Annotated in this window: 22 protein-coding genes; 14 read left to right on the top strand and 8 right to left on the bottom strand. The window is 65.1% G+C overall.

What is annotated here, in order from left to right; translation table 11 throughout:
• Positions 1-60: 60 nt before the first annotated feature.
• Together kynA and BUB09_RS02845 are read right to left on the bottom strand one after the other, a co-directional pair.
• Complete coding sequence (kynA, locus tag BUB09_RS02850; protein WP_072893775.1) at positions 61-900, bottom strand: tryptophan 2,3-dioxygenase; 840 nt, start codon at positions 898-900, stop codon at positions 61-63.
• Between the two features lie 156 nt (positions 901-1,056).
• The gene (locus BUB09_RS02845; protein ID WP_072893772.1) at positions 1,057-2,433 is read right to left on the bottom strand and encodes a porin; all 1,377 of its coding nucleotides are present in this window, start codon (positions 2,431-2,433) and stop codon (positions 1,057-1,059) included.
• 194 nt (positions 2,434-2,627) lie between these two features.
• On the opposite strand from BUB09_RS02845, the gene BUB09_RS02840 reads away from it, so the two are divergent.
• On the top strand, positions 2,628-3,128 hold the full coding sequence (locus tag BUB09_RS02840; protein ID WP_245793074.1) for a hypothetical protein: 501 nt from the start codon (positions 2,628-2,630) through the stop codon (positions 3,126-3,128).
• 370 nt (positions 3,129-3,498) lie between these two features.
• The gene (locus BUB09_RS02835; protein ID WP_072893769.1) at positions 3,499-4,413 is read left to right on the top strand and encodes an alpha/beta hydrolase-fold protein; all 915 of its coding nucleotides are present in this window, start codon (positions 3,499-3,501) and stop codon (positions 4,411-4,413) included.
• An 87-nt stretch (positions 4,414-4,500) separates the two neighbouring features.
• Here BUB09_RS02835 and gpmA read toward each other — a convergent pair whose 3' ends face one another.
• From gpmA to BUB09_RS02820, 3 genes are read right to left on the bottom strand one after another with little or no spacing between them, the layout of a single operon-like run.
• Positions 4,501-5,253: a 2,3-diphosphoglycerate-dependent phosphoglycerate mutase gene (gene gpmA, locus BUB09_RS02830; protein WP_072893766.1), complete on the bottom strand. Its 753-nt coding sequence runs from the start codon at positions 5,251-5,253 to the stop codon at positions 4,501-4,503.
• Entirely contained in the window at positions 5,254-5,805 is a 552-nt protein-coding gene (locus BUB09_RS02825) for a gamma carbonic anhydrase family protein (protein WP_072893763.1), read from the bottom strand. It abuts the gene before it with no gap.
• Positions 5,805-6,644, bottom strand: a complete 840-nt coding sequence (locus BUB09_RS02820) for an alpha/beta hydrolase (RefSeq protein WP_245793073.1) — start codon at positions 6,642-6,644, stop codon at positions 5,805-5,807. The genes BUB09_RS02825 and BUB09_RS02820 overlap by 1 nt, the downstream gene beginning before the upstream one ends.
• 302 nt (positions 6,645-6,946) lie before the next feature.
• Here BUB09_RS02820 and BUB09_RS02815 point away from each other — a divergent pair, with 302 nt between their 5' ends.
• The 9 genes from BUB09_RS02815 to rlmH all read left to right on the top strand — a co-directional run bounded on the left by BUB09_RS02815 (position 6,947) and on the right by rlmH (position 18,999).
• The gene (locus BUB09_RS02815) at positions 6,947-9,019 is read left to right on the top strand and encodes a M3 family metallopeptidase (protein WP_072893758.1); all 2,073 of its coding nucleotides are present in this window, start codon (positions 6,947-6,949) and stop codon (positions 9,017-9,019) included.
• 41 nt (positions 9,020-9,060) lie between these two features.
• Positions 9,061-10,614, top strand: a complete 1,554-nt coding sequence (locus BUB09_RS02810; protein WP_084083106.1) for a glycerol-3-phosphate dehydrogenase/oxidase — start codon at positions 9,061-9,063, stop codon at positions 10,612-10,614.
• A 248-nt stretch (positions 10,615-10,862) separates the two neighbouring features.
• A complete protein-coding gene (locus tag BUB09_RS02805) occupies positions 10,863-13,055 on the top strand; it encodes a hypothetical protein (RefSeq protein WP_072893755.1) in 2,193 nt (730 codons plus the stop codon).
• Positions 13,056-13,105: 50 nt separating this feature from the next.
• Complete coding sequence (locus BUB09_RS02800; protein ID WP_072893752.1) at positions 13,106-14,935, top strand: DUF1302 domain-containing protein; 1,830 nt, start codon at positions 13,106-13,108, stop codon at positions 14,933-14,935.
• Between the two features lie 186 nt (positions 14,936-15,121).
• Entirely contained in the window at positions 15,122-16,168 is a 1,047-nt protein-coding gene (gene holA / locus BUB09_RS02795) for a DNA polymerase III subunit delta (protein WP_072893749.1), read from the top strand.
• Positions 16,165-17,460 carry a glutamate-5-semialdehyde dehydrogenase gene (locus BUB09_RS02790; protein ID WP_072893746.1) on the top strand — a complete coding sequence of 432 codons (1,296 nt, stop codon included), beginning with the start codon at positions 16,165-16,167 and terminating at the stop codon, positions 17,458-17,460. Before holA ends, BUB09_RS02790 begins: the two co-directional genes overlap by 4 nt.
• A 20-nt stretch (positions 17,461-17,480) precedes the next feature.
• The gene (gene nadD / locus BUB09_RS02785) at positions 17,481-18,185 is read left to right on the top strand and encodes a nicotinate-nucleotide adenylyltransferase (protein WP_072893743.1); all 705 of its coding nucleotides are present in this window, start codon (positions 17,481-17,483) and stop codon (positions 18,183-18,185) included.
• Positions 18,163-18,513 (top strand): ribosome silencing factor, encoded by a 351-nt coding sequence (gene rsfS, locus BUB09_RS02780; RefSeq protein ID WP_072893740.1) that lies wholly within the window; start codon positions 18,163-18,165, stop codon positions 18,511-18,513. Before nadD ends, rsfS begins: the two co-directional genes overlap by 23 nt.
• Positions 18,514-18,528: 15 nt before the next feature.
• Positions 18,529-18,999, top strand: coding sequence for a 23S rRNA (pseudouridine(1915)-N(3))-methyltransferase RlmH (gene rlmH / locus BUB09_RS02775; protein WP_072893738.1), 471 nt, complete (start codon positions 18,529-18,531; stop codon positions 18,997-18,999).
• Positions 19,000-19,006: 7 nt separating this feature from the next.
• Here rlmH and BUB09_RS02770 read toward each other — a convergent pair whose 3' ends face one another.
• Positions 19,007-20,005 carry a helix-turn-helix transcriptional regulator gene (locus tag BUB09_RS02770; protein ID WP_072893736.1) on the bottom strand — a complete coding sequence of 333 codons (999 nt, stop codon included), beginning with the start codon at positions 20,003-20,005 and terminating at the stop codon, positions 19,007-19,009.
• Positions 20,006-20,147: 142 nt separating this feature from the next.
• Here BUB09_RS02770 and BUB09_RS02765 point away from each other — a divergent pair, with 142 nt between their 5' ends.
• The 3 genes from BUB09_RS02765 to BUB09_RS02755 all read left to right on the top strand — a co-directional run bounded on the left by BUB09_RS02765 (position 20,148) and on the right by BUB09_RS02755 (position 22,094).
• Positions 20,148-20,768 carry a DUF1134 domain-containing protein gene (locus BUB09_RS02765; RefSeq protein ID WP_072893735.1) on the top strand — a complete coding sequence of 207 codons (621 nt, stop codon included), beginning with the start codon at positions 20,148-20,150 and terminating at the stop codon, positions 20,766-20,768.
• Positions 20,769-20,947: 179 nt separating this feature from the next.
• A complete protein-coding gene (locus tag BUB09_RS02760) occupies positions 20,948-21,658 on the top strand; it encodes a Bax inhibitor-1/YccA family protein (RefSeq protein WP_072893732.1) in 711 nt (236 codons plus the stop codon).
• 85 nt (positions 21,659-21,743) lie between these two features.
• A complete protein-coding gene (locus BUB09_RS02755) occupies positions 21,744-22,094 on the top strand; it encodes a DMT family protein (protein ID WP_072893731.1) in 351 nt (116 codons plus the stop codon).
• Positions 22,095-22,118: 24 nt separating this feature from the next.
• Here the strand turns inward: BUB09_RS02755 and BUB09_RS02750 are convergent, their stop codons facing one another.
• Together BUB09_RS02750 and BUB09_RS02745 are read right to left on the bottom strand one after the other, a co-directional pair.
• On the bottom strand, positions 22,119-22,901 hold the full coding sequence (locus tag BUB09_RS02750) for a TatD family hydrolase (RefSeq protein ID WP_072893728.1): 783 nt from the start codon (positions 22,899-22,901) through the stop codon (positions 22,119-22,121).
• Complete coding sequence (locus tag BUB09_RS02745) at positions 22,898-24,628, bottom strand: DCC1-like thiol-disulfide oxidoreductase family protein (protein WP_072893725.1); 1,731 nt, start codon at positions 24,626-24,628, stop codon at positions 22,898-22,900. Before BUB09_RS02745 ends, BUB09_RS02750 begins: the two co-directional genes overlap by 4 nt.
• Between the last annotated feature and the right edge of the window lie 88 nt (positions 24,629-24,716).

Here is a 24,716-nt window from a genome sequence, read left to right as displayed (position 1 = left end):
ATTGCTGTTGGCTGGCCAGCAGCGCGCAGGCCCGTATGTTGGTGACCCAGCAGCGGCTCGCTACAGCTCGGTCCGCAGATCCCACAGTTCGGGGAACAGCACGGTGTCGACGGCGCGTTTCAGATAGCCGACGCCGGCGGTGCCGCCGGTGCCGCGTTTGAAACCGATGATCCGCTTGACGGTGGTCATGTGCCGGAAGCGCCATTGCTGGAAGCCGTCGTCAACGTCGACCAGCTTTTCGGCCAGCGCGTACAGATCCCAGTAGGCATCGGGGTCACGATAGACGCGCAGCCAGGCGGCGCGAACCGAATCGTTGCTGGCGTGTGCCTGGCAGAAGTCTCTTTGCAGCAGCGCGGCGTCGATCGCCAAGCCGCGACGCGCCAGCAAGGCAATCGCCTCGTCGTACAGGCTTGGTGTCCGCAACGCGGCGTCCAACAGCGCGCTGATCGCCGCGTCGTGGCGATGTGGTTCGATCATCGCCGCTTGCTTGTTGCCGAGCAGGAACTCGATCCGCCGGTTTTGCCAGGACTGGAAACCTGATGACTGCCCGAGCGCGCCGCGAAATGCGTTGTACTCGGCCGGCGTCATCGTCGACAGCACGTCCCAGCTCTGGATCATCTGCGCCTGGATACGGCCCACGCGCGCCAGGTTCTTCAGTGCCTGCGGCAGCCGATCGTCGCGCAGGGCCGCGATCGCCAGGTCCAGCTCGTGCAAGGCCAGCTTCATCCACAGCTCGGTGGACTGGTGGATGACGATGAACAGCAACTCGTCGTCGGTATCGCTGAGCGGCCGCTGCGCCGACAGCAACGTCGGCAGCTGCAGGTAGTCGCCGTAGCTCATCCGCGCCGCGAAGTCGGTATGGGCGCCCTCGTCAGGCTCCCCGGATTCGATTCGATTCATCGTGGCACCTCGTGCATCGGCCGGCGGGCCTACAGTGTGCCGCACGGCGGGCTCGCGATCCGGCGCCGTGCCCAGCAAAAAGCCCCTGGCTGCGACTGGCAGGCGGAACGCCGTGCCGGTCGCAGCCAGGGGCCTCGAGCGTATTGCCGCTGCCGCTTAGTAGTTGAACTGCAGCTGCACGCGCAGCAGGTTGCCGCTCTGGTTGCGGTACGGCGCACTGCCGACGTTGGTGCGGTCCATGTACGAGTAGGCCGTCGTGACTTCGATCTCGGGAACGATCTGCCATTCAAGACCCGCTTCGACTTCGTCGACCTGCAGGCGCGGAGCGTTGGTGTCGAACTTGGACCCGCCGTCGAACGTCTGGTACTTCACAAACGGAACGAAGTCGCCGTGGCTGCTCTGGATGCGATACATCGCCTGCAGATAGCCGCCCTTCAGCGACTGGGACGTGACGGTCTGCAGGGCGGTGTCGAGCTGCGGGCCACTGCCGACGGTCCACTCGCCCTGCAGGCCGAACGGCTGCGGGTAGTAGATGAAGTGTGCCGAAACGCGCTGGTCCAGCGGCCCGCGCTGGCGACCGGCCAGCGTCGGCGTGAACGTGTTGCCGTTGATCGTCGCCGAGCCCGTGGCCGAGCGGAAAAAGCCGGTATAGGCGTCGACGCCGACTTCGAAGTACTGGCCCGACTCGAACTTGAACGGGTAACTCACGTGGGCGACGGTGTGCAGGCTGTCGTTGGCTTCGAGCCGGTTGGCGCCCTGGCCGTTGTAGGCACCAAAGCCGATCACGCCGTAGTCGCCGGAGCCCTTCAGGCCGCTACGCACCAGATCACGGAAGCGGCCGGCGATTTCCTTGGGTTCCCAATAGAAGATCACCGCCAGGTCGCGTTCGTCACGGACAGCCGAGTTCAGTGCATCGGCGCGATCCAGCGTCAAACGGTTTTGGCTCGACTGCAGGTTTTCCCAGCCGTACGGAATCTTCGACTGACCGGCGCGGATGCGGTACTCGTGGTCCTTGTCGAAAAACAGGTCGGCGTAGACGTCGCGCAGCTGCGCGAAGTTACCGGTGCTGGAGCCCGCCGGCGTGCTGGCGAAGTCGGGCTGGATATAGATCGACAAATGCTCGCTGACATCGCCGCTGAGGATCACGCGCGCCCGGCGGATGCCCAAGCTCTGGTTTTCGCCGATGAAGCGGTCACCGGGGGAGCGCAATTCCTGCGCGTCGCCGCCGAGTTCCTGATTGAACCGGATCTGGGTGTAGCCGCGCAGCGCCAGCTTGTCGAACCACTTTTTTTCAGCCGGGGTCGCCGGCTTGGCGGCGACCGGCACCGATGCCGCCGCGGGCGCGCTCGGCGCGGCGCTGGTTGCGGCTTTGTCGTCCTGCGGAACGAAGGTCCCGAGCTTCACACGGCCAGGGCCGGGCTGCGAGTACAACTGCTGGGTCTGGCTGTCGACATACAGATCGATCGACGCGGCGCTGGCGGTAGCCGACGCCAGCAGGGCAAATGCCGCGGCGGCAAAAGGGGTCTTGGTCATGAGGACACGGGCGGGATCGCGAGGGAGCCGCACGGTAACGCTGTCATGTGACAGCAAAATGACAATCAGATTTAAGCTAGATGACAAAAACCGCGTTTTGTCATCCCTCTGTCACTGAAGTGACTTGTGACAGGCTGCAATTGGCGCCTTGCGCAGGACCCGAGGCCCGCCCGGATAATGTGGTCCCATTGCCGATGCCTGAACCGATGACCTCGCCTGCCCCGATCGTGACCGCTGTGGCGGCTTTGCCCGATGGCGCGCTTTCGGCGCTGTTGGCGCCTCATGGCCTGGAGTTGCGCTACGTTCCGGACGGTCAGCCGATCCCCGGCAGCTACTGGGGCGAGTCCGAGGCGGGCTTGATCGGCAACGTCCTCTTCGTTCGATCCGATACGCCCGTCCACTCCGCGCTGCACGAGGCCTGCCACTGGCTGTGCATGGACGCCGACCGACGTGCCGTGCTCCATACCGATGCCGGCGGGGACGATACGGAAGAGGCAGCGGCCTGCTATTTGCAAGTGATACTGACGTCACACTTGGCTGGCTACGATCGATCCCGATTGTTCGCCGATATGGATGCCTGGGGCTATCACTTCAGGCTCGGCAGCACACGGGCTTGGTTCGAAGGCGACAGCGACGATGCCCATGACTGGCTTCAACGGCATCGTGCTCACTTATTGCCGCAGCAAAGTTCATAAACAGGCGATAGCATGCACGCCCTTTGAACGGCAGCCCGTAGCGCGTGTGACGCTTCCCGACGGCTGACGCGGAGTAATTCTTTTGGTTTCGATGGCTCGTTGGCCGCTGCGGCGGCTTTCTGTGGTGCTTCTTTTGTTGTCGTCCAGCTTGATGTTGAGCGCATGCGGGGGGGCCACCGACGGCTCGTCGGCGGCGGGTGGCGGGGCGCCAGTCACCGATTCGCCAGACCCGGCGACACCGCCTCAACCAGCCCCCGAGCCCGAACCCGAACCACAGCCCGAGCCCGAGCCACAGCCTGAAGCCGAGCCACCGGCTGAAGCCGAGCCGGACGCAGACGAGTCAGGCACGGCAGGGTCGGGCAAGTCGGCCATGCCACCGGCGCAGCCGCGATCCGGCCCTGGCGGTCGCGACTATCTGTACAGCACCGTCACGGTTCAGAGCTTTGGTACCGGACCCACCGCGTACACGCTGGTGATGCCGGTCGGTGCCGCACAGCGGCGCCTGCCAGTGGTGTACTTCCTGCACGGCTACGGCACGCTGGAGGCCACACCTTATATTTCGTGGCTGGAGCACTTGGCCCGAAAGGGCACGATCGTGATCTACCCGGCGTATCAGGTGCTGGCCACCACGCGGGTGCGCGAGTACACCCCCAATGCCGTCCAGGCGATCCGGGACGCATTGGTGCAGCTGGAGTCGGGTGGCGGCGCTCGCCCGGATGTCCGTCGCGTCGCCGCCATCGGGCATTCGCTCGGCGGCGCCGTCGCGGCCAACCTTGCGGCCATTGCCGGCTCCAGTGGCATCCCGGTGCCCAAGGCGCTGATGACGATCAACCCGAGCAACCAGTCGTCCAACGGCCTGGTCGTGATGCCGATGGAAGATCTGTCGCAGGTGCCGGCCGGCACGCTGCAGCAGTCGCTCTACAGTGACGCCGACTCGCGCGTCAGCAATGCGTTGGCACGCCGCATTTTCGTCGAGACGACCAGCATCCCGCTGGCCGACAAGGACTACATCATCATCAACAGCGATCGCCACGGCAGCACTGCTCTGAACGCGGATCACTTCGCGGCACTGGCCGGTCGCGCCAGTCGATGGTCGCTGTTTGAGCCCGATGCGCTGGATTTCTACGGCTACTGGCGATTGGCCGACGCTCTTTTGGCATCGGCATTCACCAACACGATGCGCGATATCGCCCTAGGCGGCGGCTCGCTGGCGCAGCGCGATATGGGCATCTGGAGCGACGGCACTCCGGTCCGACGGCTGACGGTGACCGATTTGCCGTACTGATCAGGGGATCGAAGGAGCGTGTGGGGGCTCGTTGCGGCATCACGAAAAAGGGCGCCCGATCAGGGCGCCCTTTTGTTTGTCCGAGCCTTACTTCTGCTTGGCCTGGTTGGCAACGGCTTCGGCAGCGCGCTTGGCGGCTTCCGGATCGCCGAGGTAGCGGTGGCTGACGGCCTTGAGCTGGTCGTCGAGTTCGAACATCAACGGGATCGCGGTCGGGATGTTGATCTCGAGGATTTCCTTTTCGCCGACGCCGGTCAGGTACTTGTACAACGCGCGCAGCGAGTTGCCGTGCGCCGTGACCAGTACCGTCTTGCCGGCCTTCAGATCCGGAGCGATCGCGTCGTGCCAGAACGGCAGCACGCGGTCCAGCGTCGTCGCCAGCGATTCGGTCGCCGGCAGCGCGTTGACGTCATACGCGGCGTAGCGCGGGTCATGCTTCGGGTGCCCCGGATCGGCGGCATCCATCGGCGGAGGCGGCACGTCGTAGCTGCGGCGCCAGATCTTGACCTGCTCTTCGCCGTGCTTGGCCGTGGTTTCGGCCTTGTCCAGGCCTTGCAAGGCGCCGTAGTGGCGCTCGTTCAGGCGCCAGCTCTTGATCACCGGAATCCACAGCTGGTCGAGGGCTTCGAGCACCACGTTCTGCGTGCGGATCGCCCGCTTCAGCACCGAGGTGTAGGCCACGTCGAACGCCAGGCCTTCGGTCTTCAACAGCTGGCCGGCGGCCACGGCTTCGAGGCGACCGGCTTCGGTGATGTCGACATCGACCCAGCCGGTAAAGCGGTTTTCAAGGTTCCACTGGCTTTGGCCGTGGCGCAGCAGCACGAGTTTGCGGGTGCTCATCTAGGTGATTTCCTTTCGGTCCTTTTGGTCTTGCAGATGCCGGTTCTTCAGCCGCACGTAGTGCGCGGTCGAGTAGGTGAAGTTGGCGCGTTCGTCGTCGGTCAACTCGCGGATCGCCACAGCGGGCGAGCCGCGGTACAGCCAGCCGCTGCGCAGGTGCTTGCCCGGCGATACCAGGCTGCCGGCCGCGACGATCACGTCGTCGTCGATCCGGGCTTTGTCCAGCACGATCGCGCCCATGCCGATCAGCACGCGGTCGCCGATCGTGCAGGCATGCAGGATCGCGCCGTGGCCGATCGTCACGTCGGCGCCGACCGTCAGTGCCACGCCGCCCGGCGTGTACGGACCATCGTGCGTCACATGCAGCACCGCGTTGTCCTGCACGTTGCTGCGAGCGCCGATGGCGATCGCGTTGACGTCGCCGCGCAGCGCGGCAAACGGCCAGATCGACACGTCATCGGCAAGCGTCACCGCACCGGCGACCAGCGCCAGCTCGTCAACGAAGACGTCGCGGCCCAGGGTCGGCGCCGTGCCTTGAAAGCGGCGGATCATCAGGGCGGTAGCGGCGTGGTCGTGATGCCGGGCTGGTTCAGCCGGTTCACGTAGTTGACCTCGGACCACTTGCCGAGAAAGTCGCTGATATGGCTCAGCACGTCGGTCTGGTTGCGGCGCACCGGTCCGATCGAGGCGATCAGCCGCGCATGCGGCATTTTCGGATAGATGATGGTTTCGACCGGGCCACCGGCGCGGCCGACGCTCGCGGCGAGGCTGCGCGTGTTGCGTACTTCGACGATCTCGTCGTCCTCGCCGTGCATCAGCAGCAGCGGTGGATTGCGGCCGTCGGTAAAGACGATCGGCTGCGACTGCTCGTACTGGTCGGCTGGCCCGAACATGTCGCGCAGCGATGGGTCCAGCAGCGGCAGGAAGTCGTAGGGCCCGGCCAGTCCGATCATGCCGCGCAGCCAGGTGCGCGAGCCGCCGACCGCCTGCAGGTACTTTTCGTTCAGCGCCAGCATGGCCGCGATATGCGCGCCGGACGAATGGCCCATCACGAAAATCTTCTTCGGGTCACAGCCGTAGTCGTCGATGTGCTCGCGCGTCCATTTGATTAGGCGCGCGCCATCCTCGACGAAGGCCGGGAAGCGCACCATCGGGTACTTGCGCACGTCGGCAATTACGCTGCAATAGCCGATGCTGGCCAGTGCGCCACCGACGAACGTGTACTCGTCCTTGCTGCCGGTGGTCCAGCGACCGCCGTAGAAGAACACGACCACCGGGCGCTTGGCCGCGCTCTCGGTCGGCGTGTAGACATCCAGCTTCAGGTTGTTGCGGCCGTCATACGGCAGGTTCTGGGTGCGCTGAAAGTCCCGGTCGGACGTCAGGCTGTTCATCATTTGCTGACTTGAGCAGGCGCTGAGCGCGCCGGCGACGGCAAGGCAGGCCAGCAGCGGCCAGCGGAGTAGGGCGTAGGCTCGTGTCATCGGCTTTGGGTATCGCGGGCTTGGGCGCGGGGGCGCGCTCCGTCGGTCGCAATGTTAATGCATGCGCTGCCGTCAACGCCGAGAACCGGACTTGTCTCGTGGCGGCGTCGCCCCCATGACCTCTCCGGACGCGGCGCGATGCCGGGCTGCTAGTCTGTCAGCGGGCTCGTCCCGTCCCGTCTTTGTCTGCTCTGCCGGAAAATCCAACGCATATGACCGCCGATGCTGCCGTTGCCAACCCGCTGCTGAATTCCCGCCCGCTGAACCAGTTGCCCGACTTCGCCGCGCTGGCCCCCGAGCAGGCCGAGCCGGCGATCGACCAGTTGATCGCCGCCAATCGCGCCGCGCTGTCCGAGTTGCTGGAACGCCAGGCCCAGCCCAGCTGGACAACGCTGATCGAGCCGCTGGAACAGATGGGCGAGGCGCTGAGCCAGGCGTGGGGGCCGGTGTCGCATCTGTTCGGCGTCCGCGCCACCGCGGGTTGGCGTGCGGCGTTCAACGCCTGTCTGCCAAAGATGACCGAATACGGCCTGGAGCTGTCGCAGTCGGCGCCGCTGTGTGCTGCCTATCGCGCCATCGAGCAACGCGCCGATTTCGCCGAGCTGTCGCCGGTTCGACAGAAAGTGATCCGCGATGCCCTGCGCGACTTCCGGCTGTCGGGCATCGACCTGCCCGCCGAGCAGCAGGCGCGGTACAAGGAGATCGCGATGCGTCTATCCGAAGTGCAGACGCGCTTCGAAGAACACTTGATGGACGCGATCCAGGCCTACGGCAAGCTGGTCACCGACGAAGCGCTGCTCGACGGCATGACCGAGGCCGGCAAGCAGCAGGCGCGCGAGAAAGCGGCTGCAAAAGGACAGGACGGCTGGCGCTTGACGCTGGACTATCCGAGCTACGACGCCGTGATCACCTACGCGCGCAACCGCGCGCTGCGTGAAGAGCTGTACACCGCGTTCACGACGCGCGCCTCCGATCAAGGCCCGCTTGCGGGCCAATACGACAACGGTCCGTTGATGGCCGAGATTCTGGCCCTGCGCGCCGAGGAAGCGAAGTTGCTGGGCTTTGCGCATTACGCCGACCTGTCACTGGCCACCAAGATGGCCGACAGCGCCGATGAGGTCGAGCGCTTCTTGCTCGATCTGGCGCGGCGCGCCCGTCCGCGTGCATTGGCCGAGCTGGATGAGTTGCGCGCTTATGCCCGCCAGCTCGATGGTCTCGACGACCTGCAGCCTTGGGATATCGCGTACTACTCCGAGAAGCTCAAGGAATCCACGCTAGGCCTGTCCGACGAAGAGCTGCGTCCCTACTTCTCGCTGCCCTTGGTGCTCGAAGGCTTGTTCGGCGTGATTCATCGCCTGTACGGACTGCGCGCCGAGCGTATCAACGGCGCATCCGTCTGGCATGCCGACGTTGCGTTGTATGGCTTGAAGAACGAGCAGGGTGACATCGTCGGCCGCTTTTATCTCGATCCGTTCGCCCGGGACGAGAAGCGCGGCGGTGCTTGGATGGACGAGTGCCACAACCGTCGCCGCACCCCGCACGGGCTGCAGACGCCGGTGGCGTATCTAGTCTGCAATTTCCGTCCGCCGGTCGGCGATCAGCCGGCTTTGCTGACGCACGACGAAGTGGTGACGCTGTTTCATGAGTTCGGTCACGGGCTGCACTTGCTGCTGACGCAAGTCGACGAAGCGGCGCTGGCCGGTATTCATGGCGTGGAATGGGACGCCGTTGAACTGCCGAGCCAGTTCATGGAGAACTGGTGCTATCACGAGGCGACGTTGCGTGGCTTTGCGCGCCACTGGCAGACCGGCGCCGCTTTGCCGGACGCACTGTTGCAGAAGCTGCTGGCCAGTCGCGTGTTCCAGACCGGCTTGTCGACGGTCCGCCAAGTTGAATTCGCGCTGTTTGATCTGCGTCTGCACCGCGACTACGACGCGGCGCGCGGTGCTCGCGTGCTGGAAACGCTCGATGCCGTTCGCGACGAAGTGTCGGTGCTGCGCCCGCCGAGCTTCAATCGCATGCCGATGAGCTTCTCGCACATCTTTGCCGGCGGCTATGCGGCGGGCTACTACAGCTACAAGTGGGCCGAAGTGTTGTCGGCGGACGCATTCGCCGCTTTTGAAGAAAGTGGTTTTGCAGCGGAGACCGGCCGTCGATTCCGCGACACCATCCTGGCCAACGGTGGCTCTCGTGAGGCGCGCGTGCTATTCCGCGAGTTCCGCGGTCGTGATCCTCAGGTCGACGCTCTGTTGCGCCACAACGGCTTGCTCGCGGACGCCGCCTGACGTCCCCGCGCAACGCGCTCGACGCAGGAGAACATCGCCGCATGGCCGCTGCCTATCCTTTGGTCCGTGACATCGCGGCGTTGCGTAACGGCGCGCCCTTCGATCTGCTGGTGATCGGCGGTGGCATCTACGGCGCATGGACCGCTTATGACGCCGCACAGCGCGGCTTGCGTGTGGCGCTGATCGAGAAGAACGACTGGGGCAGCGGCACGTCGAGCGCATCGAGCAAGCTGATTCACGGCGGCTTGCGATACCTGGAGCATTTCGAGTTCAAGCTGGTGCGACATGCGCTGGCCGAGCGCCGCGTGCTCACCGACATCGCGCCTCATCTGGTTCGACCGCTGCGTTTCATGGTGCCGGTCTGGAAAGGCGCGCGTGCGGGCCGCTTGAAGCTGACGGCCGGTCTGATGCTGTACGACCTGCTCGCCGGACGTGATCAACCGGTCGAGCCGCATCGCCGCTACTCGCGTCACGCACTGCTGCAGCGGCACGCGTACTTGAACGACGCAGGCTTGCAGGGCGGTCTGTCGTACGGCGATTGTCAGGAGGACGATGCGCGGATGACGCTGGCCGTGGTCGCTGCGGCGCAGGCGGCCGGCGTGGTCGTGGCCAACCGTATCGCCGCGACGAGTCTGTTGAAGACCGGCAAGGACGTGGTCGGCGCATCGGTACGGGATTCCGAGTCCGGGCAGGAGTTTGATATCGGCGCTGCATCGGTCGTCGTGGCGGCCGGCCCGTGGTCGCATGCGCTGATCGGCCGCGAGGCGCCGCGCGTCAAGCTGGTCAAAGGCGTGCATCTGGTGATGCCGCCGATCCCAGGATGTACCGATGCCTTCTTGCTGACCGCGCCGCAGGACGGGCGTGTGTACTTTCTGATTCCTTGGTACGGCTGCACGCTGCTCGGCACGACCGAATCCGAGGTTGGCGATCCGCAGCAGGCGATCGTCAAGGATGACGACGTGCGCTATCTGCTCGACGCGGTTCGTCATGCGATGCCGCAACTTAATTGGTCATCGAAGGATGTGCTGGGCAGCTTTGCCGGTGTCCGCACACTGCAAGCCGATGATCAAGACAGCCTGTCGGCGGTGACTCGAGAATTCGTCGTGCTACGGCCTGCGCCTGGCCTGGTGGTTCCGGTGGGTGGCAAGTACACGACGGCGCGTGTTGACGCGGTCGATATCGTGGATGCGGTTTATCAAGTGCTCGGCCGCAGTCGCGTGGCATCGAGAACACACGAGCAGCCGTTGCCCGGTGCGCCGCCGGCGCAGGACTTCGATGCCTGGCTGATCGGCGCGATAGCGCGCCTTCGGCAGCACGGCGTTGTCGACGAGCCGACGGCGCGTCAGTTGGCGCTGCGTCATGGCACCCGCATCGAGCGCCTGATCGAGTTGTTGCAAGAGAATCCAGCGTGGTCGGGCGCCGTGCTGCCGCAGAGCCCGTTCATCGATGCCGAAGTCGTGTTGGCGGCTCGTGACGAGATGACCTTGTCGCTCGACGATTTGTTGCGCCGCCGCATGCCGATAACGCTGTTGCGCACGCCCTCCGAGGCACAACAAGCGCGAATCGCAACGCTATTTGCCAGCGCCGTGTCGTAGCGAATCGACCGACGGCGTCGATCAGTCGATGAAGTGCGGTGGCAGCAAAGCTTGCGCCGCACAATCGAGATTTCCCCTGCTCGATCTGATTGTGCGTAGCATCATGACGCGCCAGTCGTGAGTGATTTTTTTCAGTTGCCGACAGTAGGCTTACCTCTGAGACTGCGCGACAGATTCACATAAGCGGCCGCACGTTCGTGCGACCTAAATGGACAGGACGTCCTAAATAGCGATCGAGGAGAGGCTCAATGTTGGTACGAAACGCTTTGACCGCGTTTGCGGTGCTGTGCGGTTCGCTCGCGGTGACCGCTTGCGGACGAGGTGGCGATGATGGGGCGGGTGATGTGGTCGGCAGCGGCGTGTTTTCGCTGTTCGATCCGGTCGCCGCCAGCGCCACGGTCCCATTCCCGTTTGATGGTTTCTTCTCCGGCTCGACCGATGGGACGCTGAACATTCCCAACGGCAGCAATGCACCGTTCGTCACGCAGGCGAATCTGCAAGACGGTTTTTCCACCTCGGCTTCGGCATTCACCGACCTGCTCGGCAAGCTCGACTACAGCTCGCTCGCGCAAGGCATGCTCGTGGTCAATAGCGCCACGGGTACGGTGTTGGTACCCGGCGTCGACTATCGCGTGCAGCCTTCGGTTGCGACGTCACGCAATCCCTTGTCGGGTCAGGTCGAGCCGATCAGCGCATTCCGTTCGCGCGTGCTGATCGAGCCGCTCAAGCCGCTGGCGCCGGCGACGCGTTATGTCGTCGTGCTGACCAACCGCGTCAAGTCGGAAAGCGGGCAGGCTGCCAAGCCCAGCGAGTTGTTCCGTGTCGTTCGATCGGCAACGCCGGTCGACCAGCAGACCGTGCCGGTACTGAGCGCATTGACGCCGACGCAGAAGGCAACGCTCGAGACGCTGCGCAGCACCTTGATCCGCCCGATCGTCGAACAGCTTGCCGGCTTCGGCTTGGCGGAGACCGACGTTGTGCTGACGTGGAGCTTCACCACGCAGTCGATCACCAACACGCTGGAGCGGCTGCAAGCCAATGCAGCGGCCACACAGGTCGCAGCGCGTAACACCGGCGCCACGCTCGCCACGTTCAATCCGGCGTTACCGCCGATTGCTAACGTCTACTTCGGCACGGCGAGCCTGCCGTACTACCTCGGTGTTGGCGACAGCCCCGCATCTGCCGCGCCGCTGACGCAGTTCTGGCTGGCCGATGCGACGCGTCCGGACACCAGCAAGAGCTTCCTCGGCCGCGTGCCCTGCGGCGCGTTCGTCACCGCTGGCACGGGCCTATCGGCGCCAGTGTCGACCACGGGTTGCTTCCCCGATCCGGTCAAGCGCACCGATGTGACGGTGCCGGTGATCATCACGCTGCCCAACGCCAACAGCGGCCGCACGATGCCGGCCAATGGTTGGCCGGTCGTGATCTTCCAGCACGGCATTACCGGCAATCGCTCGCTGGCCCTGGCACTGGCGCCGGCGCTGTCGCTGGCCGGCTTTGCCGTCGTGTCGATCGACTTGCCGCTGCATGGCGTGCCGGACAGCAGTCCGCTGCACATCAACGGCGTCAACGAGCGCACGTTCAATCTGGACTTGGTCAACAACACCACGTCGGCGCCCGGTCCGGACGGCGTCGCTGATCCGTCGGGTACGCACTTCATCAACTTGTCCAGCTTGATCACCAGCCGGGACAACGTGCGTCAGGCGGTGTCGGATCTGATCGTGATGTCCAAGTCGGTCGGCGGCACGATTCTGGTCAGCACCGGTGGTGCGCCGGACGGCAACAAGCTCGATGGTTCTCAGATCCGCTTGGTTGGCCATTCACTCGGCGGCATCGTCGGCGGCACCTTGCTGGGCGTGAACACCGAAATCGGCGCCGCCACGTTGGCGATGCCCGGTGGCGGTATCGCCAAGCTGCTCGACGCATCGGTGGCGTTTGGCCCCCGGATCTCGGCCGGTCTTGCGGCAAGCGGCCTGATCGAAGGCAGCGACGACTACGAGACCTTCCAGCGCTTCGCGCAGACGCTGCTCGATTCCGGTGACCCGATCAACTACGCCGCAGCGGCCAGCGCCAAGCATCCGATCCACATGATCGAAGTCGTCGGCAGCGACACTTCGCCGGCCGACCAGGTCGTGCCCAACGACGCGCCAGCAGGCCCGGCGACGGCATCCAACGACAAGGTCACGATCACCGGCTTCCTGTCGGGTACCGATCCGCTGTTCCAGACGATGGGTCTGACGCCGCAGGTGTTCACCGGCACCGCCAACGTGCTGCTCGGTGCCGCGGCTCGCAGCAATGTCGTTCAGTTCACCACCGGCGATCACGGCTCGATCCTGAGTCCGACAGCGTCGGCAGCGGCGACGACCGAAATGCAGCGTGAAACTGCGAGCTTTCTGGCCAGCAATGGCCTGTGCCTTCCGATCGGAGGGTCGTGCCCATGACGCATGCACACCCGACGACCGACGACTCCCGCACTCAAAAGGACAGGCACATGAACGGCATCAATCTGATCCGCAAGACCGCGCTGGCCGTGGCGGCTGCGAGCTTTGGCTGCATCTGGGCGCCGCTGGCGCAAGCATTGGAGTTCGAACCCGGACACGGCGTCGAACTGCGCGTCGACAGCAAGCTGACGGCCGGTGCCGCGTGGCGCATGGGCAGGCCGGACGAGCGCAACATCGGCATCAGCAACGGTGGCGAGGCGTATTCGACCAACAACGACGACGGCAACTTGGCTTGGGATCGTGGCGACATGGTCGCCTCGGTGCTCAAGCTGACCAGTGACGCGACACTGACGTACGGCAACTACGGCGTGTTTGTTCGCGGCAGCTACCTGTACGACCACACGCAGAAGAACAAGCGCTACTTCAACCCGGACAACTACGGCCGTCCGGGCAAAGAAGCGCCGACGTCCGAGTACCAGCAGCGCACCCAGGACGTGCGCAATCATCTGGGTAACGACTTCGACTTGCTCGACGCGTACGTCTACGGCAGCAATCAGGTGTTCGATCGCACGCTGACCTACAAGCTCGGTCGGCAGATCCTGAACTGGGGCGAGTCGACGCTGGTGCAAAACGGCTTGAACAGTTTGGTCGCCGCTGACGCCAACCAGCTGCGCGTGCCCGGCTTCGAAATCGACGAAGTGGTGCGCCCCGCCGGCATGCTGTTCATCGGCTACGACCTGATCGAGAACGTCAGCGCCGAAGCCTTCTACCAGTTCGAGTGGCGCCGCACGGACCCGGATGTTGCCGGCGGCTATCTGTCGACCAACGACTTCGCCAGTATCGGCGGCACGCGCGCCAACATTTCGTTCGCGATCCCCGGCGAGAACGACATCGGCAGCACGATCCCACGCGTCGCCGACCGCAATCCGTCTGACGGCGGCCAGTACGGTGGTGCGCTGCGCTTCTACATCCCGCAGCTCAACGGCATCGACATGGCGTTGTACGCGGCGAATTATCACAGCCGCACGCCGCTGATCAGCGGTACATCCGGCGCCGAACCACTGCGCCCGTTCGGCAGTAACTATTTCGTCGAGTACCCCGAAGACATCCGCATGTACGGCATGTCGTTCAGCTCGACCTTGCCGCTGGGCCTGGCGCTGCAGGGTGAGTACAGCTACAAGGTCGGACAGCCGCTGCAGATCGACGACGTCGAAATCCTGTTGACCGGTCTGGGCATTCCGAGCCAGCTCAACCCGGTGCTCGGCGGGGCCTCGGGCAGCCAGCCGCTGCGCGGTTATCGCCGTCACGACGTGTCGCAGTTCGACTTCTCGATCAGCCGGCTGCTCGGCCCGACGCCATGGCTGTTCAACGACCAGACGATCCTGGTCGCCGAATTCGCCTACGACTACATCCACGGTCTGCCGTCGGCCAACGAGCTGCGTTACGACGCACCCGGCACGTTCTTGCCGGGTTACGACCCGGCAACCGACGGTCCGTCGCGTGCCGGCTTCGTGGTCAATCGCGGCAAGGTCAACCCGAACGATCCGGACGGTCGCGATGATCTGCCGTTCGAAACCAACAGCTACGCCACGTCTGCATCGTATGGCTACAAGCTGCTGGCACGTCTGAGCTACAACAACGCCATCGGCGCTGTGGCGCTGAACCCGACGATCCGCTTCGACCACGACTTGCACGGCTATACGCCGACGCCGATCGGTAACTTCGTCGAAGGCCGGCGCCTGGTCAGTGTCTCGGTGGGCTGGACATACCACGCGGCTTGGAGCGGCAGCGTCGGCTACGTCAACTACTTCGGTGGCAATCGGCAGAACCTGCTGGCCGACCGCGACTACCTGGACGCGAGCATCGCTTACTCGTTCTAAGGCGGTCACAAGGTTGCGACGCCGGCGGACCGGGCCCCATCAGCCCGGCCCGCTGGTGCCCAACCCCTTGTCGCAGGGCCTCTCATCCTGCGTACGGCCGGGCCTGTGTCCGGCCGTATTTTTGCGTTTGTCGTCCGGCGCCGCCGGGCGGGTGCCAGGAGTCGGCCGGTCTGGGACAATGCGGGTATGAAGCTCAATCCCGCGCAGGTCTCCGCCCATCTGTCCCGAACGCTCGCGCCGGTCTACGTCGTTGCCGGCGACGAGCCGTTGTTGATCCAGGAAACGCTGGACCAGATCCGTGCCGCCGCGCGCCAGCGCGGCTATAGCGAGCGCGAGGTGCTCGACGTCGACCGCAGCTTCGATTGGTCGCGCGTCAGCCAGGCCTGCGGCAGCCTGTCGTTGTTTGCCAGCCTGCGCATCGTCGAGCTCCGGATGCCCAACGGCGCGCCGGGCACCGAGGGCGCTGCCGTGCTGCAAAAGCTGGCCGAACAGCCGCCGCAGGATGTGCTGTTTCTGGTCGTTTGCGGACCCCTGGAGACCAAGCAACGAAATTCCGCGTGGTTCGCCGCGCTCGAAGGCGCTGGCGCCAGCGTCTATGCCTGGCCGATCGCCAGCGGCGAGTTTGCCGGCTGGCTCGATGAGCGCATCCGTGCGGCCGGACTGATCGCTGACGCCGATGCACTGCAACTGCTGGCCGAGCGGACCGAGGGCAACACGCTGGCGGCAGCGCAGGACATCGCCAAGTTGTCGCTGCTGTTTCCCGGCAGGACGATCGGCGTCGACCAGGTGCGTGAGGCCGTTGCCGACAGTGCCCGCTTCGACGCGTTCGATCTGACCGAGCGCATGCTGGCTGGCGATGCCAGCGGCGTCGTCCGCAGCCTGTCGCATTTGCGCGAGGAGGGCGTCGAGGTGCTCGAACTGCTTGGTGCGCTGACCTACGGCCTGCGCCAATGGGCCAACGTGCAGACCGCCTTCGCCAGCAGTGGCGATGTACAGCGTGCCTGCGAGGCCGCTTATGTGCCGCGCCCGCGGCAGGCGCCGTACCACAAGGCGCTGCGCCGCACCCGGCTCCCGCAGATCTACGGCTGGATGCGCAAGACTGCGCTGATCGACCAACTCGCCAAGTCCACCGGGGGCAAGGAACAGGCCTGGGAAGAGTTGCTAACATTGCTCATGGCCGCCGCTGGCGCGGCGCCCCGTCTCACCACCACAGGCAGCAGTCAACGAGCATGAACGCGCAGGTCGCCAACAAGGCAGGCAAAACCTCACCGGAAGAGGTGCTGAACTACATGCGCGAACGCGGTGAGCGGGCTCGAGGTGCGGCCCGTCACGTAGCGCGTGCCGATACCGGCACCAAGAACGCCGCCTTGTTTGCGTTGGCCCAGCTGCTGCTCGATGAACGCAAGGCGATCCTCGCCGCGAACGCCGAAGATATGCGTGCCGGTCGCGCGGCCAAGCTCGACGCGGCGATGCTTGAGCGACTGGAACTCAACGACGCCCGCATCGATGCGATGGCCGACGGTGTGCGCCAAGTGGCGGCCTTGCCCGACCCGATCGGCGAGATGACCGATATGAAGCTGCGTCCCTCCGGTATTCAGGTCGGACGGATGCGCGTGCCGCTGGGCGTGGTGGGCATCATCTATGAGTCGCGCCCGAATGTGACGGCCGACGCGGCCAGCCTGTGCCTGAAGTCCGGTAATGCCGCGATTCTGCGCGGCGGCTCCGAGGCGATGAACAGCAACCAGGCGATCGCGCGCTGCATCCAGCGCGCACTGCGTGATGCCGGCCTGCCCGAAGATGCGGTGCAAGTGCTGACGATCACCGATCGCAGTGCTGTCGGCGCGATGGTGTCGATGCCCGAGTACATCGACGTGGTGATCCCGCGCGGTGGCAAGGGGCTGGTCGCCGCGGTATCAAACGGGGCGCGAGTGCCGGTGATCAAGCATCTCGACGGCGTCTGCCATGTGTTCATCGACGCCGATGCGGATTTGGACAAGGCGATCCCGATCTGCGTCAACGCCAAGACGCAGCGCTACGGTACCTGCAACACGATGGAAACGCTGCTGGTCGATGCGCCGATTGCCGACCGCGTGCTGCCGAAGCTGGCGCAGATTTATCGTGAAGCCGGCGTCGAATTGCGCGGCTGCGAGCGCACGCGCCGCTTGGTGTCCGAAGCGCGGCCCGCGACCGATGCCGACTGGAGCGAGGAATACCTCGCGCCGGTGCTGGCCGTGAAGATCGTCGACGGGCTTGATGCGGCGATCGACCACATCTCCCGCTACGGATCGGCTCACACCGATGCGATCGTCACCGAAAACTACACCCGCGCGCGCCGCTTCCTGCGCGAAGTCGATTCGTCGTCGGTCATGGTCAATGCCTCGACCCGGTTCGCCGACGGCTACGAATACGGACTGGGTGCCGAAATCGGCATCAGCACCGACAAGTTCCACGCTCGTGGCCCGGTCGGGCTCGAAGGCCTGACGTCGCAGAAGTGGGTTGTGCTCGGTGATGGCAACGTACGTTGAGCGGGCGATGACCGCAGGGCCTGGCCGCTGATGACGGCCACCGGCCCGGAGCGGCTGCGCTGAACACCGCGCTCGGCATTTTTGGCGGTACGTTCGCGCCGCTGCACAACGGGCATCTGCGTCTGGCGCTGGAACTCAAGGAGCGTCTAGGCCTTGCGCTCGTGCACGTGATTCCGAGCGCGCAGCCTCCGCATCGCGACCGCCCGCAAGTCAGCGCCGAACGGCGTATGGACTGGGTCCGCTTGGCCTTGCAGCACGAGCCGTCGTTGGTAGCCGACGATCGCGAACTGCGTCGGTCCGGCCCCAGCTACACCTACGACACGCTGGCGAGTTTGCGAGACGAGCATCCGACGCGACCATTGGTGTTGTTGCTCGGCGACGATGCCGCCAACCAGTTTCACACCTGGCACCGCTGGCGCGAGATCAGCGATCTGGCGCATCTGGTGTTCGTCGAGCGTCCGTATGAGCCGCCAGCGCCGGCACCCGAGCTGGTTGCGCATCTGCGAGGGCGTCGGGCTGCGCAGATCGATCAATTGCATATGCAGCCGGCCGGCCTGTGGCTGTCGGCCCACATTCCGCCGCTGGCGATTTCTTCCACCCGCGTCCGCCGTCTGCTCAAGGCGGGCCGTTCCGTCCGCGGGCTCGTTCCCGAGTCCGTGATCGCTTCATTCACCCATAAGGACATCAGCCTTCTCACACACGATGAAGAACCCGCCATTGACTGACCTCGCCCGCAGCGCCCTTGAAGACCTCAAGGCCATCGACCTGAAGATTCTCGACGTCCGTGGGCTGACCACGATCACCGACGTGATGATGATCTGCACGGGAACATCGAACCGACATGTCGTGTCGCTGGCACGCCATGTCTATGACACGGTGCGCGAAGCCGGCCATCCGGTTCTCGGCATCGAAGGCCTCGACGAAGGCGAATGGGCATTGGTCGATCTCGGCGATGTCGTCGTGCATGTGATGCAGACGCAGACGCGCGCGTTCTACCAGCTCGAAAAGCTGTGGGACATGAGCGAGCCGCGTTCGCGCGTTGCCAACGGCTGAGCGGCTCCGCCCGGCATGCGTCTGCGCTTGATCGCAGTCGGTGGCCGCATGCCGGACTGGGTGCAGGCCGGATTCGACGACTACGTCAAACGCTTGCCGCGCGAAGTGCGGCTCGACTTGGTCGAGATTCCGCTGGCGGTGCGCGGCAAGAACGCTGACATTCCCCGGGCACGCCAGCAGGAGGGCGAGCGCGTGCTCAAGGCCGTGGCCGACGGCATGCGCACCGTTGCGCTGGACGAGCGCGGCGCCGCTTGGAGCAGCACTGATCTGGCCGAGCAGCTGCGACGCTGGCAACTCGACGGCCGCGATGTGGCACTGCTGATCGGCGGGCCCGACGGCCACGCGCCCGACGTGATCCGGCGCGCCGACCAGAAATGGTCGCTGTCACCGCTGACCTTGCCGCACGCGCTGGTGCGCGTGCTGATCGCCGAGCAGATCTACCGCGCGACGACGCTGCTGGCCGGGCATCCCTACCATCGCGCCTGAGCGGCGTTCAGGACGGGCGGTCGCTCGGGTGGACCAAGGTGGCCAGTTCGGTGCGGCTGCAGACGCCGAGCTTGCGATAGACCCGGTACAGATGATTGGCAACCGTCGACGGCGCGACACCGATTTTCTTGGCGGCCTGCTTGAACGACAGGCCCTGTGCCACGGCGTTGACCACTTCGCGCTCGCGGACGGTCAGCCGGTCCAGCGGGCCCGCCGTCCAGATATGAATCAAGTACAGATCACCCAAGGCTTCGCACTTGACGCCAAGCCCGCCGATCAAGCCGCTGCTACCGACTTCGGGTAGTGCGAACGGCAGCGCTTGCGGCCGCTGCGGATCGGGGTAGTGGGTTTCGAGCAGATCGAGAAAGCGCGGCTGCGCTTCGTGGAACTGGCCTGCGCTGTCCACAACGGCGGCACCGCTGCCCGGCGGCCGATCGCTGCGATGCAACTCATGGACGAAGAACACATGCGATGCGGCGTTGAACAAATGGAACGTGATGCGCCGCTGCCATTCCTTTTCCTGATCGGTGAACTGCTCGTCCGGATTGCGACGGTACAGCGTGACCAGGCTGTAGAGCCCGCTGCGTCGCTCCAGATGGCCGGTCGATAGAATCCGCTCGATCCCGAGCGGCTGGAACACGCGCCGGTAGACCTCAGTCTGATGGAACGCCTCGTCCGACAGCACGCTGGCCATATCCACCGGCCGCTCCAGGTTGGCCATGATCCTCGGCAGCAAGGGGTTGATCTGGTGGGTGGCTTCCAACTGTGACGGAAACTCTTCCGGCAGACCGACGACGGTGCGCGTGTAGAACCGACCGAGCGCAGCGCTACCGCTTCCCCATAGCGCTCCATCGTGTGGGATCACCCGCGCCAGCGTCTCCAGCGCCCAAGCGCGATAACGCTCCGGCGGAACCGCGAGCCCGGATCGATACAGACGGGCGATATAGCGATCAACGACCAGGTCGGCGGGGTCCGTGGCTTGAGGCGTCTGCGCGGCTGCCTGCACCGGATCTCCTTCTGTTGTCGGCGGTGCGACAATGTAACAGCGCACTGGCGGCTGTATGAAGCCTTACCAGCGCTGCCGCATGTTCAGTCGGCGCTCATCCGTCGAGGAAAGACTGAGCCACCTTTTTTTGGGAGCTTCTTCAATGAGACAGCTGATGCTGGCCGTGATGTCGACGGTGTTGGTGTGCGCGGCCGTGGTGGCCGGTGCGCAGTCGGATCCGGTTCCGGTCGAATCACCGTCGGACGAGCCGTCCCGTGCCGCTGGCCAGCCGGTCAGCCAGGACACCTACAGCGCCGAGGAGATCGTATCCAAGGGCCGCGACTTCTTCGGCGCCACGACCGAGGGTCTGGCCAAGGCCATCGAGAAGGTCTTTGCCGAGCAGGGCCAACCCAACGCCTACATCCTGGGTGAAGAGGGCAGCGGCGCCATCATCGTCGGCTTGCGCTACGGCAAGGGCACGCTGAACTACAAGGGCGGCGGCGGTCTGCCGTTGTTCTGGCAGGGACCGTCGGCCGGCTGGGATTTCGGCGGCAACGCGAGCAAGGTGTTCACGCTGGTCTACAACCTGCGCACCACCGACCAGATGCTGCAGCGTTTTCCCGGTGTGGACGGCAGCCTGTATGTCGTTGGCGGCATCGGGGTGAACTATCAGCGCAGCGGCGAGATTACGCTGGCCCCAATCCGCACCGGCGTCGGTTTGCGCGCGGGCGCCAGCATCGGCTATCTGCACTACACGCTGAAGCGGTCGCTGATCCCGTTCTAACCCGCCGTCGATCGCCCGCGTCTACTGTCGCAGCGCGGGCGTCTTGATGAACTGCGAGCTGCCACCATGGTCTATGGGTCTCGGCAGTACGGCGCTGTGCCGGCTGCTAGACTGCCGCTGAGTCCGGACCTCGAGCGTCCGGCCCCATCTGCCACTTGGCCAGCTTTGGAGACGATGTCATGAAGCAACTACCGACCCAGTACCGTAGTCCGTCCACGATCGGTGGATTCGGGCAAGGCGTTTCGGCCATTTCGGCCCACAAGGTTCTGCGTCAAACCTATCTGCTGCTGTCGATGACGCTGCTGTTCAGCGCGGCGATGGCCGGGGTGTCGATGGCGATCGGCGCGCCCTATGGGCTCAGCCTGGTCTGCTCGCTGGTGTCGATGGGGCTGTTGTGGTTTGTTGTGCCGCGCACCGCCAACTCGGAAGCGGGCATCTGGGTCGTGTTCGCTGTCACCGGCCTGCTCGGCTTTGGTCTGGGGCCGATCCTGAATCGTTATATGGCGATGGCCAACGGCACGCAGACGGTGATGACCGCGCTCGGCCTGACCGGTGCGATCTTCCTTGGCTTGTCCGCCTACGCGGTCAAGACGCGTCGCGACTTCAGCTTCATGCGCGGCTTCCTGGTCGGCGGCATCATTCTGGCGTTCGTGCTCAGCATCGGCCTGCTGGTGGCCTCGCTGTTCGGCGTCTACCTGCAGCCGCTGTCGCTGGCGATCTCGGCGATGTTCGCGCTGCTGATGTGCGGCATGATCCTGTATCAGACCGGCGACATCATCAACGGCGGCGAAACCAACTACGTGCTCGCGACCGTGTCCCTGTATCTATCGATCTACAACCTGTTCGTCAGCTTGCTGCAGCTGCTCGGATACGCCAACAGCGACGATTGATCGCCTGCCGCTGGTGACGAGGCCCCGCTACGGCGGGGCCTTTTGTTTGCGGCGTCGACTGCCTCACGTCAACACGGAGCTCACGATGAACTGGTCCATCGTCGGTCAGACGGCCGGCCTGCTGGTGCTGTCCAATATCTTCATGACGATGGCCTGGTACGGCCATCTGAAGGACCTGCGCGACAAGCCCTGGTTGATCGCGGCGCTGATCAGCTGGGGCATCGCGCTGTTCGAATACCTGCTGCAAGTACCAGCGAACCGAATCGGTTACGGCACCTTGAGCCTGCCGCAGCTGAAGATCATGCAGGAGGTGATCACGCTGCTGGTGTTCGTGCCGTTTCTGGTTGTGGTGATGAAGCAGCCGCTGCGCCTGGATTTTCTGTGGGCGGCGCTGTGCATGGTCGGCGCGGTCTACTTCGTGTTCCGCGGCATCTGACCGGCCTCGTGCCGGCCGGGTCGGTTACAAGCGAAAGAACCGGACCGCGTTGGCCGTCGTCGATGCGGCCAGTGTCGCGTCGTCGACGCCGCGTGCTGCTGCAATCGTGCGCAGCACGTAGGGCAGGTAGGCGGGTTCGTTGCGTCGGTGCGCAACCTTGGGTGCGGTTCGCGGCAACAAATACGGCGCGTCGGTTTCGATCAGCAGCCGTGTTTCAGGAATGTCGCGAACCGATTCAAGTAGATGCCGGCCGCGGCGCTCATCGCAGATCCATCCGGTGATGCCGATATGGCAGTCGAGCGCCAGGTAATCGGCCTGGGCCTGGGCGGTGTCGGTGAAGCAGTGGACCACGGCGTCCACCAGTGACGGCCGATACTCGCGCAGGATCGCGACGAAGTCGTCGTGCGCGTCGCGCTGATGCAGAAACACCGGTTTGCGCAGCGCAACGGCCAGATCGAGCTGAGCGGTGAAGGCTCGACGTTGGTCGTCACGCGGCGACAGGTCACGAAAGTAATCGAGGCCGCATTCGCCGACGGCGACGACGCCCGGTTGCTGCGCCAGCGACATCAGCGTTGCTGACAGCTCGGGCTGCCATTCGCTGGCGTGATGCGGATGCAGGCCGGCCGTGCCATATAGAAAGCCGGGATGTGCCAGAGCCAGCGCCGCGGCGGCTTCACTGCTGGCCAGCGAGCTGCCGGTGACGACGATACGACCCAATCCAGCATCGCGCGCTCTTTGCAGCACCGCGTCGCGATCGTGGTCAAAACTTTCATGGGCCAGATTGGCGCCGATGTCGACCAGCGTCATGGAGCAGGGCAGTCGTAGCGGCCGAGCACGCGCTGTTCGGCTGCGTTGCCGGGGATCGAGATCAGCTTGAGATCGACGATGCGGTCGCGCGACTCGGCTGGCAGCGGCGCGTTCCAGCGCTGGCACAGCCGCTCGGCCCAGCGCGCCCTCGCGGCGTCGAGCCCCGGCTCGGTCATGTGCTGACGCCAGGTCTGCCATCGCAGGCTGTCGTCGTCGGCGGGCAAGCGCAAATCGAAGCGCAATGCGTCGCGGCGGCGCAATGCATCGACTTCGCGGCCATCAGCGAGATGGGCCGCAGCGATCCAGTAGTCTCCGCTGGGTGCGGACGCCGGCCAGTAGCCATCCCAGCGCTGATCGAGCCGCAGCAGTTGCAGCGGTGTGCCGAGCAGCGGCCGCAGCGGCGTTGATGTGGTGCTCAAATCGAACAGGTTCCAGACCAGCAACAGCGTCGCGATCAGCCCAGCAGTGCGCTGTAGGCCAATGCCCGGCGAAAACCGCAGGGGCCGTTCGGGCAACCAGCGCTCGGCGCGTCGGGCCCACAGCGGTCGTTGGCGGGCGACCGCTTCGTAGGCCGCGTCGGCCCATCGTTCGATGAACGGGACCCGCAGCGCGCCGCGCGCCCATCCAAGCAGCGGCGAGCGCTGCATCAGACGTAACAGCGCCACGCCTTTCAGGTGCGCACTGTCGTCATGGTCGATCACGACCCAGGATTGTTGTGCGCGCATCAGCGAATCGGCGCGGCGGTTCTGCTGTGCCGGCAGCAACTGCGCATGCGGCAGCGCCAGCATCACGGCGATCACCCGCACGCACTTGAAGCAGAACGCACAGTCACCGTCGTAGTACACGCGCAATTCGCCTTGGCCACTGTCGCGGCGCAGCCGGGCTTCGCGCTGATCCCAGAAGCGCGGGCCAACCAAGGCGAGCAGGCTCACGGCCTGAACCAGCGGCAGCAGACCCGTGCGCTGCGTCAGCGCCGTCAACACGGTGACGGCCAGCAGTTGCAGCAGCAGGACGATCCGCATGCCGTGTACAAAACGGCCGTCACGCCACGTCAGCAGCAAGCCGGCGCTGAGTACCGCGTAACGCTCGAACAGGCCGAGCGCATCGGCGAGTTCGGGATAGCCCTGCAGCCATAGGCCGACGCTGGTCAGGCCGGCCGACGGCGGTGGCTTGAGCCAGGCACCGACGGCGAACACCGTCAGCACCTGCAGCAGCAGTGCGGCGCTGGCCCATGACGTGTGCCGGTGATCGGCGGGTATCGCCGATGGACTCAGTGCGCGGTCGAGACTCCAGCGTGCTGCCGTCGGGAGGAACCAACACCACAGCAGCAGAGCGGCGATCAGCAGATCGGCGCTGCCGACGACGTGATCGTTGCGATGGATCAGTGACACCGTCAGCGCCCACGCCAGCAGATTGGCGCTGCGCGCGTTCCAGCCCAGCGCCATCGCCACAGCCGCGCCTGCCAGCAGCATTTGCAGCACGGCGGCGTAGACCCAGCTGCCGTTGGCCAAGTGCAGCGACAGTGCGACAGCGGGTGCTTCCAGCGTCTGCAGCGACCGGGGCCAGACACCGGCGTCGGTGACGAAGTCGCCCAGGGTGGCCAGCTGCATCAAGGTTTGGAGCAGCAGAACCAGGCCCAGCCCGGCGCGCAGCGCGGCCAGCGAACGCAGGTCGAGCGCGAACGCACGGCCAAGGCGGTCGGTCCAGGGGCGGGAAGGGGGTGTCATGCCAGCCGAATGCTACATCAGCGCCCATTGCCATTGGGCGGTGATGTCATGGGTGCCGTTCCCCGGACTCGGCGGGCAGCAGCTCCGA

This window comes from Hydrocarboniphaga daqingensis, from assembly GCF_900129825.1.
Classification (GTDB): domain Bacteria; phylum Pseudomonadota; class Gammaproteobacteria; order Nevskiales; family Nevskiaceae; genus Hydrocarboniphaga; species Hydrocarboniphaga daqingensis.
The sequence above is the reverse complement of the archived record's forward strand: the minus strand, read 5'-3'. Positions and strand labels throughout refer to the sequence as shown.

Excerpts from the sequence above, each read along its gene's own strand:
- kynA (WP_072893775.1), bottom strand. The coding sequence starts at position 900 with ATGAATCGAATCGAATCCGGGGAGCCTGACGAGGGCGCCCATACCGAC.
- BUB09_RS02845 (WP_072893772.1), bottom strand. The coding sequence starts at position 2,433 with ATGACCAAGACCCCTTTTGCCGCCGCGGCATTTGCCCTGCTGGCGTCG.
- BUB09_RS02840 (WP_245793074.1), top strand. The coding sequence starts at position 2,628 with ATGCCTGAACCGATGACCTCGCCTGCCCCGATCGTGACCGCTGTGGCG.
- BUB09_RS02835 (WP_072893769.1), top strand. The coding sequence starts at position 3,499 with ATGCCACCGGCGCAGCCGCGATCCGGCCCTGGCGGTCGCGACTATCTG.
- gpmA (WP_072893766.1), bottom strand. The coding sequence starts at position 5,253 with ATGAGCACCCGCAAACTCGTGCTGCTGCGCCACGGCCAAAGCCAGTGG.
- BUB09_RS02825 (WP_072893763.1), bottom strand. The coding sequence starts at position 5,805 with ATGATCCGCCGCTTTCAAGGCACGGCGCCGACCCTGGGCCGCGACGTC.
- BUB09_RS02820 (WP_245793073.1), bottom strand. The coding sequence starts at position 6,644 with ATGAACAGCCTGACGTCCGACCGGGACTTTCAGCGCACCCAGAACCTG.
- BUB09_RS02815 (WP_072893758.1), top strand. The coding sequence starts at position 6,947 with ATGACCGCCGATGCTGCCGTTGCCAACCCGCTGCTGAATTCCCGCCCG.
- BUB09_RS02810 (WP_084083106.1), top strand. The coding sequence starts at position 9,061 with ATGGCCGCTGCCTATCCTTTGGTCCGTGACATCGCGGCGTTGCGTAAC.
- BUB09_RS02805 (WP_072893755.1), top strand. The coding sequence starts at position 10,863 with ATGTTGGTACGAAACGCTTTGACCGCGTTTGCGGTGCTGTGCGGTTCG.
- BUB09_RS02800 (WP_072893752.1), top strand. The coding sequence starts at position 13,106 with ATGAACGGCATCAATCTGATCCGCAAGACCGCGCTGGCCGTGGCGGCT.
- holA (WP_072893749.1), top strand. The coding sequence starts at position 15,122 with ATGAAGCTCAATCCCGCGCAGGTCTCCGCCCATCTGTCCCGAACGCTC.
- BUB09_RS02790 (WP_072893746.1), top strand. The coding sequence starts at position 16,165 with ATGAACGCGCAGGTCGCCAACAAGGCAGGCAAAACCTCACCGGAAGAG.
- rsfS (WP_072893740.1), top strand. The coding sequence starts at position 18,163 with ATGAAGAACCCGCCATTGACTGACCTCGCCCGCAGCGCCCTTGAAGAC.
- rlmH (WP_072893738.1), top strand. The coding sequence starts at position 18,529 with ATGCGTCTGCGCTTGATCGCAGTCGGTGGCCGCATGCCGGACTGGGTG.
- BUB09_RS02765 (WP_072893735.1), top strand. The coding sequence starts at position 20,148 with ATGAGACAGCTGATGCTGGCCGTGATGTCGACGGTGTTGGTGTGCGCG.
- BUB09_RS02760 (WP_072893732.1), top strand. The coding sequence starts at position 20,948 with ATGAAGCAACTACCGACCCAGTACCGTAGTCCGTCCACGATCGGTGGA.
- BUB09_RS02755 (WP_072893731.1), top strand. The coding sequence starts at position 21,744 with ATGAACTGGTCCATCGTCGGTCAGACGGCCGGCCTGCTGGTGCTGTCC.
- BUB09_RS02750 (WP_072893728.1), bottom strand. The coding sequence starts at position 22,901 with ATGACGCTGGTCGACATCGGCGCCAATCTGGCCCATGAAAGTTTTGAC.
- BUB09_RS02745 (WP_072893725.1), bottom strand. The coding sequence starts at position 24,628 with ATGACACCCCCTTCCCGCCCCTGGACCGACCGCCTTGGCCGTGCGTTC.